Origin of the sequence: Sphingobacterium sp. MYb388 (assembly GCF_037479535.1) — a bacterium.
Classification (GTDB): domain Bacteria; phylum Bacteroidota; class Bacteroidia; order Sphingobacteriales; family Sphingobacteriaceae; genus Sphingobacterium; species Sphingobacterium anhuiense.
Genome location: NZ_JBBGYV010000010.1, coordinates 83,493 through 103,878 on the forward strand (window position 1 = coordinate 83,493; position 20,386 = coordinate 103,878).

Genomic DNA, 20,386 nt, shown 5'->3' on the forward strand with positions numbered 1-20,386 from the left:
ATATTCACAACCTACTATTATGAATCATTGCCTTAAACCTTTGTCGCCCGTAACATCTCTCTCTTCCCTGGTGCTCCCGGTGCTTTTTCGATCGTAAATCCTAGTGCTTTCATGCTTCTTTTGAGATTGCCGGTAATAGCATAGGTAACAAATACACCTCCTGGTTTTATAAATTTTGAAACATGTGCCAAAGCCTCATCTGACCACATTTCGGGTTGATGAATAGCGGCAAAAGCATCAAAGTATACCAAATCAAAAGTTTTATCTGAACTAAAATCCATCAATAAGGTATGATCGATATGTAAATTTGTATTTGAATCAATCTCTGTTGTTTCATTTAGAGCTTGGTTATAACCTGTTATATAATTATTCCAGTTTTCTTCAGAAACGAATGCATCATAACCAATTTGCTGAATAACCTCCAGTGACAATGGATAGCCTTCTATACCTACATAATCTACCGAAATTTCTTTACCAGATGTATAAGCGAGCGTTTGCGTAAAGTTTAAGCCTGTTCCAAAACCGACTTCCAAAATAGCGATATCCTTAAAGGAGTGTTTCTGAATGTAATAATCAAGTCCTGTCTGAATAAAAACATGTTTACTTTCTTGAACAGCTCCATGTTTGGAGTGGTAGCACTCTCCTATTTGTTCATTAAACAATGTTTTTGAACCATCTCCTGTTGTTACAAATTCCATTTCACGCATAGATAACAAAAATAGAATAAAATGAACTTAATTGCTATGGATATCCATATAATCAGTCTTTATATTTCATTGAGGTTATTAAAAGTAAAAAACAATACCTCATAAAATTGTTTGTTCTTATCAAGAAAATTTAAAAACCTTTCATTAAAAATGAATAATTATTTATATATTAACATCTTGTAAACAAAATGATTATGAAAAATTACATCCAACAATCACTAAGTTATATGAGCATATGCTTATTGTTTGGCTCTACGCAATGCAGTGTGGCTCAACAGAAATATTTTAATGATGTGACGTTAACAAATATTCCACAAGATGCAAAAGCGCATGCTTTGGATGTAATCCTTATCGATGTTGATGCAGATGGAGATCTTGATCTTGTACTGGCTCTAGAATCTGAACCCAACAGATTATACCTTAACGATGGAAGTGGTAAGTTTTCTTGGAAGAAAGGTGTTTTTGCTGATAAACCGCATGATACCGAGCATGTAAGGGCGGCAGATTTTAATAAAGATGGTTTTATAGACCTTATTTTTGTGGCTGAGGATGATCAGAACCATGAGTATTATCTAGGTAAAGGTGATGGCACATTTATCGATGTATCCGATCGGCTATTAGGCAAAAGCGAAGCTAACGGTCTGGATGTAGCAGATGTCAACGGAGATGGCCTTATGGATATTGTTATCGGTAATTCGGGCAAATCACCACAAAATTTCTTATGGATAAATGATGCTAAGCGACCTGGGTATTTTTTAGACCATACTTCAATTTCACTTCCACAGGTTGAAGATCAAACTCAATCCGTCAAATTTGCAGATTTGGACGCAGATGGTCACATGGATATGATTATTGGTAACGAAACTCCACCAAATCGTTTATTATTTAATGATGGAAAAGGAAATTTCATAGAACATACTGCAGGATTACCGCTCATGGTACCCTTACACACGCGCGAGGTGATTGTATTTGATGCAAATGGCGATGGGAAACCCGATATACTTTTCGCCAATCTAACAAGTAATGGGGGCGCAAAAGATAAAGATCCCAGAGCCCGATTGCTTATAAATCAGGGCGACCGTCGTTTTGTAGATGAAACAGAATCTAGAATGCCAGAACAAACATTTTCTACGTATGCGGCTACTGCAATTGATTTTGATCATGACGGACACTTAGACATTATACTGAGTGCAATCAAGATTCCTCCTTTTGAAGAGATGCAAGTGCAAGCTTTAAGAAACGATGGAAAGGGTCACTTTTCTTTTGTTACTGACAAAACAATCCCTGAAATTACACGTGGTAGAAGCTGGGGTATTGCAGTTGACGATGTCAACGCGGATGGGATAGCTGATATGGTGATCGGCGGATGGGGCTCTCAGGTTCGTCTGTTATTGGGTCAAAAATAAATTTTAACAAATAGGCTGGGAAAGTCCCAGCCTAAACATTCAATTATAAAAGAATAGGACTTTATTGTGCTAATCTCTTATTCTTCTTTACATCATCATAAATGACGCTCGTCTTATTTCCCTCAATAAGTAATCCACGACTTTTGCCTCCTATTCTATTTGCTTCATTATTCACATTTACAGCAATAACGCGACCTTTATAAAAAGAGGTAACTTCCGGAAAAATTGTATGTCCAAGATATATTCTTTTAGCACTGTAAATCTGCAGTATTGTTTCTAAATCTGCTTCGCTTAAAGGGTGGTACTTTTCTTCTTGACGAACCATGCCGCGATACCACAAAGGCCCTTCACTACCAAATAGAAAAGTACCTGCACGCGACTTATGTCTCTCTTCTTTGGTTTGAAACAAATAAAAACGAACAGAATCATTTACTGCAGGTATTGTCCATTGTGGATCTAGCATGGTATGACTAAGTCCTGCATGTACAAAAAGATGATCCCCTATCTTCTCCATCGTATTTTTACTTTGTAGCCATTTTCCTAATTCAGTATCTAATGACCAGAAATCACGATAATCTTTTCCAATAGCGTCAGCAAGCATTTTATACTTATCTTGGGTGTATTTATAATTACCTCGTAAGATCATTTCTTCATGATTGCCCAAAAGAAAGTGCACCTTACCGCCAGCTTTTTCAGCCTCGTTTTCCAATTTATAGATTAACCAAAAGATAGGTAATACGTCTTTACCGCGATCAAATACATCTCCGATAATGACCAAGTTATTTTTTCCAAAAGTCCATTCATAATGATTTCCAATTACTTTCTGCGCTTTTAGAATAGCATAAAAAGATTGAAAATCGCCATGAGGATCTGACAGAACAAGGATCTTATTACTTTTTGGAGAATTCCAGCTAGGGGTCTTAAGCGGGTGTCGCTTTACTTCAAACTGATGTTCACCATCTTCTGTCACGACTTTAAATGATGATTTAACCGGTACTTCACTTCGAATCTCACCATTATCGACACGCACAAGCTTCGTTCCTCCATTTTCATAAAAGAAATAGGGACCATCGTTATTTCCCAATGTTGTTTGACTATGTGTATCGGCAATCTGAAAAAGAACAAATACAGCTGTCAAAGCACAAGTTATACTGGTCCAAGAAGGACCAGTATAATTGACTTTAAGATATTGTTTAATGCAGTTATACATCATAATATAGTTTAATATCCGTCGTTTTGAACGATGTTTTTATTCGCATCAATCTCAATTCGTGGAATAGCCATCAATGTTTTGAAAAATGTGCGATCAAACGATTTGGTTTCAGGTCTTAAAGATGGCGAAACATGAGCACTACCTTTACGCTCTATACGCATATTGTTGCGTAATGCATCAAAAAGTCGATGTCCCTCACCTACAAGTTCACGACGGCGCTCTTCCATAACTCGTTCTAGAGTAACGACACCAGAAACAGATTTTGCAGGATTAGCACGAGAAACTATAGCGTTAAGATACTTCAAAGCATTTGCACTGTCGTTTAGTTTAACGGCAGCTTCGGCTGCAATTAAATATCCCTCCGAAAGACGAAGAACAGGAACATCTGCAAATTCAGGATTTTCACCATCAGCAGTATTTCCAGGATATTTGTTCAAATAATAATAGTCAACCTGTTTACTGGTATATTTTGTAATGACCTTATGACGGACATCATTGGAGTCATCTTTGATTAACTTCATGTAATCGTCCGATAAAATAATGTCATTATATCCATTTCTCCACAATAGATACCCTATTCCTTCTTTTCCAGGACCGTTTTCAGTCTTTACAATAGATAGCTGAAACAAAACTTCATTTGTAAAATCCTTTGACCAAACAGAAGCGTATTCACTATTTGTCCATAACAGATATTGACCTTTAGTCGAGCTCTGTGTTGTTTCCGCTTCTTTGATCAATTGCATCGCGACAGTTAAAGCTTTGGAATTTTCGCCCATATAAAGATATGCTCTTGCTAATAGTTGCTGTGCACCAAATTTATTAAGTTTGCCATTTTTTTTCGCAGCACTCATTAAGGTTACTGCATTTTCCAAATCACCTACAATCTGTGTATAGACTTCTTTTACTGAATTACGTGCAGGTTTATTAGTTGAATTATGTTTTTCTATTTCAATCGGTACCCCTAGTGAGGCCCCGTTGTTTTTTGTATAAGGATCTCCAAACACTTTAACTAAATCAAAATGTGCCAACGCGCGAAGTGTTAATGCCTGTCCTTTTATGTCATTGAGTTCATCAGTCAATTGTTCTTTCTCAACTCCATTAACGAAGGCCAAAACACCATTCGCATTTCTTAAAACACGATAAGGCTGATACCACAGTGATGAAGGAGTATTGTCCTTGTTAAAATCAAAAAGATAATATTTTGCCGCACGTTTTGTGTCACCGTTCGACAACATATCTTCTCCAGTTACATCGCCATAATAAGTCATACGAGCTCCATAATATTCAGAACCACGTAGAATATCGTAAATGCCATTTAAAGCATATTGAGCTTCTCGGGCAGATTTAATTGCTTCAGAACTTTCTGTAGAAGTACTTGGCTGGGATTTTTCCAACCATTGGTCCCCACATCCAACTAACAAAGTACAAGATATCAGAACCGTTGATAATATAAGTTTCATAGTCTTTTTTTAGAATTTAATATCCAAACCAAAAGTAACCGTCTTCAGTTTTGGGGATTCAAAATATACTGTACCATTTACAGGTACCTCAGGATCATAATTATTATAAGCTGCAAAAGTCAAAAGATTGACTCCTGAACAATATGCTCTGATATTACTCACTTTAAGACGACGTGCAATGTGTTGCGGAAGAGATACTCCGAAAGTCAAGTTTTTCAATCGGATATGATCTGTTGAATGAACACGACGTGTATTGGCTACACTGCTCATATCGTAAGTATTTCCAACCATAAACATTTCGATATCGGTATCATCACCTGGCTTTTGCCATCTGCGTTCATAATATTGCGGAATATTATCATAACCCGTTTTTCCAGCAAGCTCTGTTTTACTCGCACCGCTATCGTATGAATAACCACCCAGAGAATATGTCCATGTAAAGTTTAGATCAAAAATCTTATAACGAAGGGTATTAGTAAAACCACCGATCAACTTAGGATCGACACTTTTATAAAGAATTCTGTTTGCTTTGGTATAATCTTCTGTGATATCTCTTGAATCTAGATTAGCTGGATCATTGATGTAATATTGTGGCACACCAGTTTCCTTACTTATCCCCGCAAATTCGATCAGATAATAGCTATACCATGGTTGGCCGACACGGTGAATCAATGTACCGTCCCTTAACTCAGAACTTCCATCAGCTAATGATATAGTCTTATTTCTGTTCATTCCAAAATTTAGATTTGAAGTCCATTTAAATTCAGAATCTCTTAAAATATCTGCATTCAAATCAACTTCTATTCCTGAGTTACGAAGTGCTCCAATATTGGTTAGATAAGCAGAAAAACCTGTTGTATAGGACGTAGGCATATCGTTCAATAGATCTGACGACTGGCGTCTGTACCATTCGAAGGTAGCTCCCAAACGATCAAAAAGACGAAGATCTAATCCAATATTTAGATTATTTTGTTTCTCCCATTGTAAAGCCGGGTTTCCAATCTGAGTTTCTCTTATACCAGGATTATTAAGATAAGGAAAACCAAAACCGGTCAAATCCATATAAGTATAATACGTATTGGGTAGAGTACCATTAGTACCATATGACACCCGAATCTTACCGTCAGTTACAACGTCACCTATTGATTCCATAAAGTTTTCTTTTGAAAACTTCCATGCTCCTGATAAGGACCAAAATTTCCCCCAACGGCTATCACGATGAATACGAGAGCTACCATCCATACGAACGCTACCACCAAAGAAATATTTATCATCATAATTATAGTTTGCTCTGGAAAGGTAAGACAACAAACGCCATTCTGAATTGGAACCAGAAAGATCTGTAATGACAGAACCATTTGAAAGAACAACTTTATCTACTGAAGGAAAATTATCTTTTGCACCATCAATTCCATCTTTGCGAAATTTATTAACCTCATATCCGCCCAATATATCCAAATGATGCTTGTTAGCAAAAGTCTTATTATAAGTTAAACTATTCCGCCATACGATCTGATTATAATCTGTAAAACTTGTAGTTAAAGAACCATTTGTTTTCTCACCGTCTGATGTACGTGGATCTGACCAAGAATTATATTTGGTATTGGTATGGTCTAAACTAAAAGTTGTATTAAAGACTAAACCATCAAAGAACTTATAATTGGCAAATACGGTATTAAAAGAACGATCACCCTGTTCTCTTCGGTAATTATACAAGGAAGTTGCTTTAGGATTACGCGGTCCATTAGAAAAGAAATCTGTGAAAAATGAACCATCTTCATTGTACACCGGCTCCGAAGCTGTAATCTTATGACGAGTTGAATAGATCGGTGAAGTATAAGCTCCTCCTTCTGAATTCACATCTTGAGCAATGTTTGAGTATAGAATATTAGCTCCAAGTTCTATTTTATCGCTCATTTTATATTTAACATTCAAACGGCCAGTTATACGCTCAAAACCAGATTGATAAGACAAACCTGTTTGATTGACATACCCCATCGATGTGTAGTAAGAGAGCTTACCATCACCTCCTGAAGCAGAAAGATCTGCATTTCTAAAAGGAGAATTTTGGCGAAACAATTCTTTCTTCCAATCTGTCCAACCACTCCAAGGTTTAGGTGCATACTTATCGATGTTCGCTTGTGCATATTCTTCTATTAAGTTATCATCGACCACCTTATCGATGTAACGAGCACGGTTTCGAAGTCCTTCCAAAAGCATCTCGCGTCGTTGGGGACCATCCATGACCTCACGGAAATCTGTTGCTTGACTTGAAAGACCATAAGCACCCTTAAATGAGAATACTGGCTTTCCAGCTTTTCCAGACTTTGTGGTAATCAAAATTACTCCACCAGCAGCACGTGATCCATAAAGTGAAGCTGCTGCGGCATCTTTAATTACTGTAATCTGCTCAATATCGGCATTACTCAAAGTAGACATGACATCCAATCCAGCATTATTTGAACTACTTGATGAAATATCATTAGACATTACCGGAACACCGTCGATGACAAATAAAGGTTTGCTAGAAGCATTAATAGATCCCATTCCTCTAATACGGATATCAGTAGCACCACCTGGCTGACCGGAAAGTGAATTAACTTGCACCCCAGGCGCATTTCCCTGAAGCATTGTCGAAAAATCGACAGCAGGCACGTCGGACATGCGCTCAGTACGGATTGTTGAAGCAGATCCAGTATAATCTGATTTCTTAAACGTACCATACCCCGTTACAACAACCTCTTCTAAATTTGCTTGACTAAACTGCAGGCTCACATTTACGGTCTCAGAAACAACTTCTACTTCTTTTCTTTCATAACCTAAAAAGTTAAACTGTAAGATAGATCCTCGTGATGCCACAATCGAAAAATTGCCATTTTGGTCGGTTCCTACAGTATTTTTTGTTCCTTTAATCGAAACACTGACACCAGAAAGCACCTGTCCACTTTGGTCTGTTACTTGTCCATGTACCGATTTTTGTTCGCTTAAGATTGTGATTTTGGAATTCTTAATAGTTTGTTGGTTATCAAAATCAGGTTTACCCGATTTAACGACGATAGACTTTCCATCTTTAATATAAGTCAGTCCACGTGGAGTTAGCAACTCGGAAAGGGCACGGTCTAACGTTACATTATCAAAATCTACACTTACAGAAGGCGTATTGTTGATAATTTCCGATTTACAAAGAACTGTATATCCAGTCTGCTTTTTGATTTCACGGAATACGTCAACAATAGCACTATTCTTCTTCTTAATACGTACCGTTTGAGCAAAACTTCCTGCATGAAGCTGTCCCACGGTAAACAAAAGAAGCATAATAATCATTTTCATAATAATGAGGTATTTATACTTTTTCATTACATTTGGTTGGTTTTGTTAGTTTAATAAATAGTTAGCAAGTATTTTTTAATTTTCGAACCAATTGCTGGGGAAGTACCACCTTCCTCAGCTACTTAAGATTACGAAATATTAGATTCTGAGTGTAATCATTATTTCATAAGCTTTACCCTCCTCCCTTCGATTTGAATTTTAATTTTATCGTCAGTCATTTTTATAATTTTTAACACTTTATCAAAAGTATCAAGTCGGGAAACGGATCCCCATAGCGTAATTTTTGAAAGACTAGGGTCTATATCGATATCTATATCATACCATCTTGCGACCTGTGTCAGCACTGTACCTAGAGGTTCATTATTAAACATAAACTCATCATTTGTCCAAGAGATACTTTCATCTATAGAGACTTGTTGCACACGAAGGTTTTCTCCATTGACCACTGCCTGTTCGCCTGGTGCAAGTACTTTCTCTTCTCCAGTGGGAACAGAAACTTTAACTTTACCTTCTTTTAAAGAAACTTTGGATTCTTTCTCATTTGGATAAGAATAGACATTGAAATGAGTTCCTAACACTTCTATTTTTTCCTTTGCAGTAATAACAATAAATGGTCTACCTTGCGATTTCGCTACTTCAAAGAAGGCTTCACCGTCTAATTCCACTAAACGTTGCTGTTCTGTAAATTTATCTGGGTATTTTAGACTTGTAGATGCATTTAGCCATACTTTTGTACCATCCGACAACTGAATCTCATATTGCCCTCCCCGCGGAGTTGATAAGGTCATCATCTGTCTTTTATCCGTCGAGCTACCTAAGGCTACGGAACCATCATTATAGGTGATACTACTGCCTATAACGATTCCATTATGGCTTTGATCTAATCCTAAACTGCTCCCGTCAGAAAAATGAAGTGTTGCTTTGTTTCCACCAGGGTGCAGGTTTTCTGCTAATTTTGTAACATCAATATTGTTATTGTGATCTTTACTTTTGATGGTCCAAATACCAAATATTGCTAATCCAATGATACAAGCAGCAACTGTATACCATAGTGGTAACTTTTTATAACTTGTCGTTTTCTTTAAAGATGGTTTCTCAATTTTTGTCATGATATTAGAGAGTACTCGAGATTCTCTTTTTTCGATATCTTTGACGTGCACACTATAATATTCTAGTTCTTGACGCAAATGATCAGCATTTTCCAACTTTTCTACCATGATTCGTAAATCTGGATATTGTTGAAAAAGCATCCGAAGCTCTCTATCTGTAGTTGGATGAATATTCCCTTTCAAATATTCTTGTAATAGGATTAAGGTGTTGTCTATATGATGCTTCGTGTGTGCCATTATTCATTTTGATAATAGAAACACGAGTTACTTAACAATCTTACAGCATATTTGAGAAAAAAACCTAAATATCTAATAATGAGTTAAATAAAATATATATTTACTTTTGGCCAACAAAAGATAAAAAAGCAAAAAGTGCTAATGTATTTTTTGTCTTTAACAGGTGTCTAATTGTGTTAATTGCCCGAGAACGGTTAGTGTATACGGCGGAAGGACTCATTGCCAGTTCTTCTGCAATTTCCTCAACGGTCTTATCTTCTAGGAAGGTTAAATTAAAAACTTCTTTTTGTTTTTCAGGTAATTTTTCTACTTCTGTAAAAATAGCATGAACAAGTTCGGCATGTATCAAATTCGAAAAGGCATCCTTGTCATCAACTAAAAGATCTTCATAGTCTGATAAAGATTCATGAATACCTTTGGAACGTTTTGCCCGAATCGTGTTAAGACTTGCATTTTTAGCTGAAATATAAACAAATGCCCGAAGGTTTTCCATAGTGGGGAAATTCATCCGACGATCCCACACCTTAACAAATACATCAGCTACGATCTCTTCCGCAATATCTGCTTCTTTAATATACTTCAGTATAAAAAAGAATAATTGCTTATAAAATCGATGATAGATGATAACAAATCCCGTTTGATCGTCTCCTTTCAAACTGTCTATCAATTGTGAATCTGTCATAAGGCAGTGTGAAATTAGACTATTTTTTCAAAAAAACGAAAAGGCATCTATTTAAAGTGATACATAGGTTAGAGTCACTATTTTGGACTAAAATAGAAAAGACTTTTTAGAATAACAAGTTGTTAACAATTATTTAAAATACCGGCATCATACCGTTAACCGTGCAGAGGCATTATACTACCAATAAGATGTACAAACCTTTTAACCATTAAATCAATAATAAAATTGCAAGCTGTTCGAGGTCTACCAACAATTAGACAAATCATATTCAAAATCAAACTAGTATAAATTGAAAATTTTGAATTTTAAGTTCCGTTCACTATATATTAAATGATATATAAATAAAAAAAACTAAATTAGTATCCACAATGACATACACAACCAATATATTTCTCCAAAATTATGGAAGCATCATCCTACTTATTGTAGGTATCCTTGCAGGGAGTATCTTAGGAATATATTTACCTACTATAGTTCCATATATCAAGCCTATAGGTGATATTTTCCTGAACTTGTTATTTGTTGCTGTCATTCCGCTAGTTTTCTTTGCTATCTCATCATCTGTAGCTAATATTGAAGGAACAAACCAACTCGGCAAGATCATCGGGGCAATGACCGGCGTCTTTTTAATGGGTGTACTCATTTCTGCCTGTGCTACGATTGCCGTCCTTTATTTCTTTCCTCTTGACGCTCCCATAGTACCAAATGGTTCAGAACTTCTGGACAATAATCCTGATGACACCTGGAGTGATAAGATGGTTCGCTTTTTAACCGTTTCAGAGTTTGGTAAACTACTATCACGAGAGAATATGCTTGCTCTTGTAATTTTCTCATTTTTAGTGGGTATAGCTACGCGAAAATCAAGTGCTGTTGCACAGCCATTCCTATCTTTCTTAAATGCTGGAAATGAAGTGATGAAAAATTTGTTGATCTTGATCATGAAAATTTCACCGATCGGTTTAGGTGCTTATTTTGCTTATCAAGTCAGTAGTTTAGGACCACAGCTTTTTGGTTTCTATGCCAAACCTTTAGGGCTTTATTATTTATTTGGAACCTGTTATTTTTTTGTGGGTTTCACTGTCTTTGCATTTATTGCGAATGGCAAATATGGAATTACCTCTTATTGGAAAAATAATATTATTCCCACGCTGACTGCATTAGGTTCTTGCAGTAGTTTGGCAACAATGCCTGCTAACTTACTGGCTGCAAAAAACATTGGAGTTCCAGATACTATCGCTAATGTGGTCATTCCTTTGGGAACAACGCTACATAAACAAGGATCCAGTATATCTTCTATTTTTAAAATATACGTTGCATTTTTGTTAATAGGAAAAGATTTTTTTGATCCGATGACGCTCGTTATGTCACTCGGAATTACTGTTCTAGTTAGTGTGGTAGCAGGCGGAATTCCTAATGGCGGATATATTGGAGAAATGTTAATGATCTCTGTGCTGGACCTTCCAATAGAAGCCGTTCCAGCCGTAATGATTATCGGAACGCTCGTTGATCCATTAGCGACCATATTAAATTCTACCGGAGACACTGTAGCAAGTATGCTCGTGACAAAATTTACCGGAAATAAATATCAGGTTGTTACAGCGGAGGTTTTAAAATCGTAATCCATAAAACAAGGATCCATATTGATGCGTACCATAAAGCATTTCTTTCGCTTCTCGTGATTGAAAGACATAGGATAATCCTAGGGTTGATCGACCACTTGCCAGCATAAATCCAACTTTATGGCTAGGCATGAATTTCTCAATCGTATATTGATCTCTGAATGTTTTATCATGTCCAATCCCGCCTTGAATAGTGGAATTATAGCCGTGATAATATAAGGATGGTATATAATAGAAAAATAATTCTCGATCGGTCTCCGTACTCTGAACATGTCCCTTAGTAAATGCAGAATGATAAAATGACCGTAAGCGCCCCCATCTGATAGGCAAACCAATATTTGCATTTACATGGTTCATTCCTAATGTTCCTGAACTTACACCCGAAATTTCGAAACTTCTGCCAGATGATCTATAGAACAGCCTTTGATACTTTAATCCTAGATCAACACCAAATGCATTTGGGATCTGCCCTTCCCAGCCAGATACTTCATAAATATTGAATACCTGATGGATAATTTTTTGCACCTCCTTTCCTTTTGCAAGTGGTCCAACCTGCCCGAATTCAACTTTTAAACTTAATACCTGTTCCTGTCTATAATACTGATTCAATTCACCCGATAGGTATAGATAGGCTGCAAACGGTCTATCCCATTGTGATGATCTATTATTATACAAATTAACCCCGTTGTACATCTTTTGTCCAAGCTCAATATCCAACACACGATTTTTAACTTTCGAAGTATCTGATTTTAAACCTAATCTATAGTTTATATTGATTCCATTTGTATAATAACGGTCCTGAGATGTTAATAAATAAACGTCATTATCATTTTGGAGAGCAATTTCACTTTTTAAAATTTTGCTTTGCGATAAAGCAAGTTGTAAAGGCAATATCCCTACGAGCAAACACACAATACGCAACACGATTATTTTCATTCGATCCAAATGATTGTAAAAATTAAGATATAAACTAAATTAAAGATATTTAATAAGATTAAATGTATGTTGTATAGAATGATTTAAACCTATTTTCAACGCATTATAAATTTATTTAGAAAGGTTATAAATAAACGATCCCGGTTGCAAATTTAGTTACTTCGCCAATCTATTCGTAATTTTGTATTCGATAAAGTGTTAATTTTTTTTAAAAATGAAACCATCATGAGCTTAAATCAGCTCATTAATAAAATGAATAACTGCTCATGATAGCTTCATGGCCTTTAAAACCGAGTGTTAGCGAGCTCAATAATACAAATAGAAAGCTGACGCTCATTTATTAAACAAATTATTCTAATGAAAAAAAGTTCCATTATTCTAATCGCCCTTATTGCTGTTGCAATTGCGATGATTCTTGTAATTTACACAGATTCTAGCACCTATTCAACTTTTACAGAAGCGAAAGAGAAAAAAACAGAACTCTATGTTGTAGGCGTACTTAATAAGGAAAAAGCATTGCATTATGATCCAAAAACTAATGCAAATCACTTTTCATTTTACATGTATGACAATGATAGTACAGAATGTCAAATTGTATTCAATGGTTCAAAACCTCAGGATATCGAACGATCTGAACAAATTGTATTAACAGGTAAAATGGATGGTAATGTATTTCATGCGTCAAAAATATTGATGAAATGTCCTTCGAAATATAACCAAGATAAAGTCGAGGTTACAGAAACTAACGCTACAGCATTTAATAACTAATATTCATAATCACCAAATAAATGGACGTAAACTACGTAGGCGAGAATCTATTGCCTGGAAAAATAGGTCAGTTTTTTATTGTTCTCTCATTCGGAACAGCATTACTATCTTTCATTAGTTATTATTTTGCTACAACAAATAAAGAAGAAAAATCTTGGTTAAAAATTGCCCGGATTGCTTTCTGGACAAATGCAGCCTCAATCATTGCGATTGCTGCAACGCTTTTTTTCATTATCCATACTCATTTATTTGAATACCATTATGCATGGGCACATAGCTCCAAATCATTGCCTACACATTACATCATCTCCAGTTTTTGGGAAGGTCAGGAAGGTAGTTTTTTACTCTGGATGTTCTGGCAAAGTGTATTAGGATCAGTTTTACTTTTTAAGGCTAAAGATTGGGAGGGTCCAGTAATGACCTTCATCATGTTGTGTCAAGTATTTCTAGCTTCTATGATCGTAGGTGTACAAATTTTTGGATTTCATCTAGGTAGCTCGCCTTTTATCTTACTAAGAGAGGCTATAGAGGGACCAATTTTTAACGATCCAAACTATTTATCTTTAATTCCTGATGGCAAAGGTTTAAACCCACTGTTACAAAACTATTGGATGGTTATTCACCCGCCAACGCTATTCTTAGGTTTTGCTTCTATGGTTGTTCCCTTTGCTTATGCGGCCGCGGCTTTATGGACCAAACGTTATAAAGAGTGGATTACACCTGGATTACCATGGGCACTTTTTGCTGTCATGATATTGGGTGTAGGTATAATTATGGGATCATTTTGGGCGTATGAAGCACTTAACTTTGGTGGTTTCTGGGCTTGGGATCCTGTAGAAAATGCATCTATTATTCCTTGGTTTACTTTAATTGCTGCTGTTCACGTAATGATTGCTTATAAAAACTCTGGGCATTCTTACTTTACAGCTACATTCTTGGCTTTAATCAGTTTCGTTCTTGTCATCTATGCTTCCTACTTAACAAGAAGTGGGATTCTAGGAGAAACATCTGTGCACTCATTTACTGATTTGGGGTTAAATGTTCAACTTATTGCCTTTAATGCGACCTTCTTTGTGATTATGGTTGTAGCTTTGGTTGTCCGTAAAAAACAAATGCCGACGACTCAAAAAGAGGAGGATATCTATTCAAGAGAATTTTGGTTGTTCATAGGCGCTTTGGTTCTAACTGTTGCCTGCGTTCAAATGATCTCTTCAACTTCAATTCCAGTCTTCAATGCTATTTTTGGAACCAAGGTTGCTCCACCTTTAGATCCGATCCAACATTATAACAAATGGCAGTCGGGATTTGCGGTCATTATTATGATTTTAACTTCAATCACCCAATTCTTGAAGTATAAAAAAACAGATCCTAGAAAATTTTTCGCGTCAACCATCGCTTCTTTAATCGTAGCTATTGTATTAACTGCTGCAGTTTCTTACATCACGAAAACATACACAAATTTAATTTTCATCTTAATAACCTTCTCTTCCCTATTCTGTATTCTCGCGAATATTCGCGTATTAGCAGATGCCGTAAAAGGTAAGTGGAAATTAGCGGGGTCAGCTATTGCGCACATTGGATTTGGATTATTATTAATTGGAGCCATGATAGCAGCATCTACCAATGAAGTGATTTCAATCAATAATACGGGTTATATTGCTGTATCTGGATTTGACAAGGTTGAAAAACCTGGTGACAACCTGTTCTTAACAGAGGGTGAACCGGTGCAGATGGGTGAATACCGCATCACTTATATTGGTGATAGTGTAGCACAACCCAATGTGTTTTATAAGATAAAATATGAAGCAATCGATGAGGAAAGTGGAAAAGTAAAAAATTCGTTTGTACTTATGCCGTTTGCTCAGAATAATGAGAAAATGGGAGGATTGATCGGTACTCCTGCGACAAAGCACTACTTCACACATGACATTTACACCCTAATAACTGCGGCAGCTTCGGACTTACAGGCGAAAAATGCAAATATCCCTGCCGATCAGAAAACAGGCTTTGAGGATTATGAAGAACCGGCAACTTATGAGGTCAATGTTGGTGACACCCTTCGTTATAGAAATGGTTTCTTTGTCATTGAAGGTATTAACAGAAATGCTCATTTAGAAAACATCCCTAAGGGAGAGAAAGATGTCATTGTAGGATTAAAAATCAAAGTTATCGCTTCTGATAAAAAAGAATACAACGTTGAACCGGTGTTTTTAATCAAAGATGGTACTTCATATGATTTTAATAAAGATGTAAATGAAGAAGGACTACGTTTCCGTTTTTCAAATATCTTGCCTAAAAAAGATAAATTAGAAGTTATGGTTTACCAAAAACCACTTCCAGAGAAAAAATGGATTGTATTTAAAGCGATTAAATTTCCATATATTAATTTCTTCTGGTGTGGAACTATTGTCATGACAATCGGATTTTTCATGTCTATTTTTAGAAGAAATAGTGAGGCAAAAAGATTAGATAAAAAACAAAGCTAATGAATATTGTCATCTTAGGAAGTGGAAATGTTGCAACACACTTTGCACATAACTTCCATAACAAAGGTCACAAAATCTTGCAAATATTCAGTCAACAGAAGGTCAATGCTCAAGCATTGGCCTTTGCTGTAAATGCAGAGGCTATTTCTAAGGTATCAGAAATAAATAAAGAAGCTGATCTCTATATGATCGCAATTCCGGATCATGCTATTCCATCACTTATTGAAACCATATCTACAGCTATCTCCGGCATTGTTGTGCACTGTTCTGGAGCTACAGATATACAAGTTTTAAGTAAATTTCAGCATTATGGTGTGATATATCCTCCGCAGTCCATTTCTAAAAATGATCAATCCGACTTCAGTCTTATTCCGTTTTGTATTGAAGGAAATGACTCCATAACATTTAATATTCTGATGAAGCTTATGGCTACTATAGCACCAAAATCTATCGCTTGTAGCTCAAGTCAAAGATTAGCTATTCATATAGCCTCAGTATTTGCGAATAACTTCACAAACGCACTCTTTCAAATCAGTTATGACCTCTTACAGCAGCACGATTTACCGTTTGATATAATCAGGCCAATTATTCTTGAAACTGCACAAAAGGTACAATCTAAGCTACCTAGTCAAGTTCAGACCGGACCAGCTGTTAGAAATGACGAAATCACGATAAAAAAGCATTTAAATTTTATCAGCGAACATGATGATTGGAAACAAATCTATCAACTATTATCACAAGAGATTGTAAAAAGAAAAAGCTAAATATCATTTCTTTACCAAGATTTTAAAACTTCTTCATAACGGCCATTAATTTTCTTTTACAACAAGTAACTTAGTACTTTTGCTTTGTATAAAATGAACATTGGTTCAATATTTGAAAGCATAGTAAACATTAAAATTGTAACAGATCAATCGATTACATTTGATTGATATTTGATCAAATTTTTATTAAAGTAAGAGTCTAAATACTATTTAAATTATGACCGTTAGAAAATTAATTCTTGGCACCATGACTGTAATCAATTTGATTATAATCTCTTTTGGGCTTATTTTTACACCACAGTGGTTTTGGTTGTTAGTCATACCGATGCCTCTTTTATTTGTGGCGATATATCACAGTTTCCAACATAAACATGCAATTTTAAGAAACTATCCTTTAGTTGGATATTTCCGTTATTTCTTTGAATCCATTCGTCCAGAATTACGTCAATACTTTTGGGAGTCTGATACTGATGGACGTCCTTTTAATAGAAGACAACGTTCTATCGTTTATCAACGCGCTAAAAACCAACGGGAAACTGTTGCTTTCGGTATGCAGACAGATCCACAAACAGTCGGTAATGAATGGGCAGCTCACTCTGTCTTTCCTTGTCACATTGATAATCATGACTTACGTACTACTGTAGGGAATGCAGCTTGTAAACATCCTTATAGTTTAAGTGTTTTTAACATTTCTGCAATGAGTTATGGCGCATTGAGTAAAACAGCTATTACCGCATTAAATAAAGGTGCTCAATTACAAAATTTTGCACACAACACTGGAGAAGGTGGTATCAGTGACTATCATAACAGTGGTGGCGATTTGATCTGGCAGGTAGGTACGGGTTATTTTGGCTGTCGTACGCATGACGGTAAATTTGATGGTGAACTTTTTAGAGAAAAAACTTCACGTCCTAACATCAAGATGATTGAACTGAAAATATCACAAGGTGCTAAACCTGGCCATGGAGGTATACTACCTGCAGCCAAAAACACACCCGAAGTTGCTGCAATTCGCCACGTCATCCCAGGTACAGATGTCATGTCACCTCCTGCACACAGTGCATTCTCAAATCCAATTGAAATGATGGAATTCATTCATAGATTGAAAGAATTAAGTGACTTCAAACCTGTGGGATTCAAAATGTGTATCGGTGATAAACAAGAGTTTATTGAAATCTGTCGTGCAATGCAAACAACACAGATATTCCCAGATTTTATTGCTATTGATGGTTCCGAGGGTGGAACAGGTGCTGCACCACTCGAATTTACAGATAATCTAGGAATGCCATTATATGATGCTTTAGCTTTTGTTACAAAAACTCTAATTGCTTTTGGTCTTAAAAGACATATCAAGCTCTTAGTTTCGAGTAGAATCGTCACTGGTTTTGATTTGTTAAAAGTAATTGCTCTCGGAGCAGATGCATGCTATAGTGCCAGAGGAATGATGTTTGCATTAGGCTGCATTCAAGCTTTGAAATGTAACGAAGATACTTGTCCTGTAGGAGTTGCAACACAACAGCCCCACTTGTATAAAGGATTAGATGTTAACGATAAATATGTACGTGTCGCACAATTCCATCGTAACACTTTACGTGCTACTGTAGAGATTATGGAAGCTTGTGGATTTAAAACTTTATCCGATGTCAGTGCCGATAAATTTTTCAGAAAAGTTGATGCTGTTAACACATTAAGTTTTCAAGACATCTATTTTGGAAGAGAAGGTCGTCTAATCGAAAGTCATACTGATTTTGAGGCAAAAATATTTTAATAATAAAGAAGGGCTTTTCATAAAACAAAAGCCCTTCTTTATTATTTTCTCAAATTGCAGATAACTTGTTGAAGCGTTACTTGCGCCATATCAATTGTATCTGGAGATACCCCATCCAATGCTTCAGCAATAGTCTTATTAGCTTGTTGCATACCCATCTCTTTTAACTTACGGGCAGACTTAGTTAAATAAATCAAATTTGATCTACGATCATCTTTATCATTTACTCGGATAACTAAATTTAATTTCTCCAAATTATTAATTAAACGCGTAATACTTGGTTTATCTCTAAAGGTTCTAATGGCCAACTCTTGTTGTGTAAGTCCCTCCTCTTGCCATAAATTGTACAAAATACTCCATTGCTCAGCCGTAATATTGATTCCCACATCTTTTAAATTACGCTGCATTCTACGCGATATGGCTGTAGTCGCTTTTCCAGTTAGAAAATCATAGAACTCTATCTTTCCAATTAAATCTTCATTAAGCATAATAATCAAAGTCTTTTTAGGTTATACTATATCGTACTTTTTAGCCAACGGATCTTTATTTTCAAAAAAGATAAAATTAACTATAACTCGTTGGCCAAATAGGTTTATATTATAAATATAATGCTTTACATGGTATAACAAAAATTAAATTGTTTTTTTTTTGTTATCTTCATGCTATGGAAAAGTTGGTCCCCCTATTAATTGCATTAGCAATCTTTGGTTTTAAGTCATATCAGAACTATATGAAAGAGCAAGATGCTGCGCTAAAAAGAAGAAAGGCAAATGCCCCTATTCCTAGCAAAAACAAAACAGAACCACCTGCATATCAACCCTCTCAGAAAGAAAAGAATGTGGTTACCCCACCACCTTTTTACTCAGAAAAAATAAAAGATACAAACGAAATTCAGCGATTTAAAAAAGAAAGAGAAGAGCACCGCTTAGCTTTGAATAAAAAAAATAAATTACCACAATCTTTACAAAAAGAACCAATGGTAACAGAAGACTTTGATTTAAGAAAGGCAGTCATAATGTCTATCATTCTTGATAGACCCTACAAATAATGACATTAATCTATTGTGAAGCTATCTGCATCCTGTAAAAATGGAAAAGATTTTCTTGCTTCATGAAGATCTTTGGGATGAATAGTAAATGTATACAGATCTTCATCTTCAGGTTTATAATAAACCACATCTCCTACAGGAGAAATACACATAGAACCACCTGAATAATAAATATCATTACCATCGTGACCTACACGATTAACACCAATAACAAAAGCTTGATTTTCTATAGCACGTGCTGGAATTAAGGTTCTCCAATGAGCAGAACGTTTATCTGGCCAGTTTGCAGTATATATCAATAAATCATAAGCGCCACCAATATTTCTTGACCATACCGGAAAGCGTATATCATAACAAATCATAGGACATATATTCCAACCTCTGATGTTTACAATAATACGTTCTCGTCCAGCTGTAAAATAGAGGTCTTCTTTTGCCATTGCAAACAAATGTCTTTTGTCATATTTTACGTAGGTTCCATCTGGAGACATCCAGACAAAACGATTAAAGTATTTCCCGTCTTCTGTTATAATCAATGAACCTGCTATCACACAATTTAAACTTTGGGACATGTGGAACAGCCACTGCATGGTTTTACCATCACTTGGTTCTGCACACTTCTCTACATTATTTGTAAATCCGGTATTGAACATTTCAGGCAAAATAATAAGATCCGTTTTTTCTCTTAAATTCGAGAGTTTAAGCGCGAGATTACTCAAGTTCTTATCGACATTTTCCCAAAAGATATATGCTTGAAAGATTGTTACTTTTAACGGTTCCATTGTAGTTGTTTCGTAAATTATGATGACCTAAGTCTACAAATTAAGAATTTTTTAAATAAATAAAGATTAAA

Annotated in this window: 16 protein-coding genes; 7 read left to right on the forward strand and 9 right to left on the reverse strand. The window is 35.8% G+C overall.

Annotated elements, in window-relative coordinates; all coding sequences use genetic code 11:
* Positions 1-32: 32 nt before the first annotated feature.
* On the reverse strand, positions 33-698 hold the full coding sequence (gene mnmD / locus WH188_RS23335) for a tRNA (5-methylaminomethyl-2-thiouridine)(34)-methyltransferase MnmD (protein WP_168127563.1): 666 nt from the start codon (positions 696-698) through the stop codon (positions 33-35).
* Between the two features lie 203 nt (positions 699-901).
* Between mnmD and WH188_RS23340 the strand changes: the two genes are divergently transcribed.
* The gene (locus tag WH188_RS23340) at positions 902-2,113 is read left to right on the forward strand and encodes an FG-GAP repeat domain-containing protein (protein ID WP_168127564.1); all 1,212 of its coding nucleotides are present in this window, start codon (positions 902-904) and stop codon (positions 2,111-2,113) included.
* Positions 2,114-2,174: 61 nt separating this feature from the next.
* Here WH188_RS23340 and WH188_RS23345 read toward each other — a convergent pair whose 3' ends face one another.
* The 5 genes from WH188_RS23345 to WH188_RS23365 form a co-directional block, all read right to left on the reverse strand.
* On the reverse strand, positions 2,175-3,326 hold the full coding sequence (locus tag WH188_RS23345; protein ID WP_168127565.1) for a metallophosphoesterase: 1,152 nt from the start codon (positions 3,324-3,326) through the stop codon (positions 2,175-2,177).
* A gap of 8 nt (positions 3,327-3,334) precedes the next feature.
* Entirely contained in the window at positions 3,335-4,786 is a 1,452-nt protein-coding gene (locus tag WH188_RS23350) for a RagB/SusD family nutrient uptake outer membrane protein (RefSeq protein ID WP_168127566.1), read from the reverse strand.
* A gap of 9 nt (positions 4,787-4,795) precedes the next feature.
* A complete protein-coding gene (locus WH188_RS23355) occupies positions 4,796-8,143 on the reverse strand; it encodes a TonB-dependent receptor (RefSeq protein WP_339424691.1) in 3,348 nt (1,115 codons plus the stop codon).
* 131 nt (positions 8,144-8,274) lie between these two features.
* A complete protein-coding gene (locus tag WH188_RS23360) occupies positions 8,275-9,462 on the reverse strand; it encodes a FecR family protein (protein WP_168127568.1) in 1,188 nt (395 codons plus the stop codon).
* A gap of 100 nt (positions 9,463-9,562) precedes the next feature.
* Positions 9,563-10,144, reverse strand: coding sequence for an RNA polymerase sigma factor (locus tag WH188_RS23365; protein ID WP_168127569.1), 582 nt, complete (start codon positions 10,142-10,144; stop codon positions 9,563-9,565).
* 368 nt (positions 10,145-10,512) lie between these two features.
* On the opposite strand from WH188_RS23365, the gene WH188_RS23370 reads away from it, so the two are divergent.
* Positions 10,513-11,763, forward strand: coding sequence for a dicarboxylate/amino acid:cation symporter (locus tag WH188_RS23370; protein ID WP_168127570.1), 1,251 nt, complete (start codon positions 10,513-10,515; stop codon positions 11,761-11,763).
* Here WH188_RS23370 and WH188_RS23375 read toward each other — a convergent pair.
* Positions 11,752-12,699 (reverse strand): lipid A deacylase LpxR family protein, encoded by a 948-nt coding sequence (locus tag WH188_RS23375; RefSeq protein WP_132769101.1) that lies wholly within the window; start codon positions 12,697-12,699, stop codon positions 11,752-11,754. The genes WH188_RS23370 and WH188_RS23375 overlap by 12 nt on opposite strands.
* A 357-nt stretch (positions 12,700-13,056) precedes the next feature.
* On the opposite strand from WH188_RS23375, the gene WH188_RS23380 reads away from it, so the two are divergent.
* From WH188_RS23380 to WH188_RS23395, 4 genes are all read left to right on the forward strand, one after another.
* Entirely contained in the window at positions 13,057-13,467 is a 411-nt protein-coding gene (locus tag WH188_RS23380) for a cytochrome c maturation protein CcmE domain-containing protein (RefSeq protein ID WP_168127571.1), read from the forward strand.
* A gap of 20 nt (positions 13,468-13,487) precedes the next feature.
* On the forward strand, positions 13,488-15,953 hold the full coding sequence (locus tag WH188_RS23385) for a heme lyase CcmF/NrfE family subunit (protein WP_168127572.1): 2,466 nt from the start codon (positions 13,488-13,490) through the stop codon (positions 15,951-15,953).
* Positions 15,953-16,717, forward strand: coding sequence for a Rossmann-like and DUF2520 domain-containing protein (locus WH188_RS23390; RefSeq protein WP_021190464.1), 765 nt, complete (start codon positions 15,953-15,955; stop codon positions 16,715-16,717). The genes WH188_RS23385 and WH188_RS23390 overlap by 1 nt, the downstream gene beginning before the upstream one ends.
* 217 nt (positions 16,718-16,934) lie before the next feature.
* Positions 16,935-18,485 (forward strand): FMN-binding glutamate synthase family protein, encoded by a 1,551-nt coding sequence (locus WH188_RS23395; RefSeq protein WP_021190463.1) that lies wholly within the window; start codon positions 16,935-16,937, stop codon positions 18,483-18,485.
* 41 nt (positions 18,486-18,526) lie between these two features.
* On the opposite strand, the gene WH188_RS23400 is transcribed toward WH188_RS23395, so the two are convergent.
* The gene (locus tag WH188_RS23400) at positions 18,527-18,973 is read right to left on the reverse strand and encodes a MarR family winged helix-turn-helix transcriptional regulator (RefSeq protein ID WP_021190462.1); all 447 of its coding nucleotides are present in this window, start codon (positions 18,971-18,973) and stop codon (positions 18,527-18,529) included.
* 242 nt (positions 18,974-19,215) lie between these two features.
* Between WH188_RS23400 and WH188_RS23405 the strand changes: the two genes are divergently transcribed.
* A complete protein-coding gene (locus WH188_RS23405; RefSeq protein ID WP_132769107.1) occupies positions 19,216-19,533 on the forward strand; it encodes a hypothetical protein in 318 nt (105 codons plus the stop codon).
* 5 nt (positions 19,534-19,538) lie between these two features.
* On the opposite strand, the gene WH188_RS23410 is transcribed toward WH188_RS23405, so the two are convergent.
* Positions 19,539-20,315, reverse strand: coding sequence for an amidohydrolase (locus WH188_RS23410; RefSeq protein WP_021190460.1), 777 nt, complete (start codon positions 20,313-20,315; stop codon positions 19,539-19,541).
* Between the last annotated feature and the right edge of the window lie 71 nt (positions 20,316-20,386).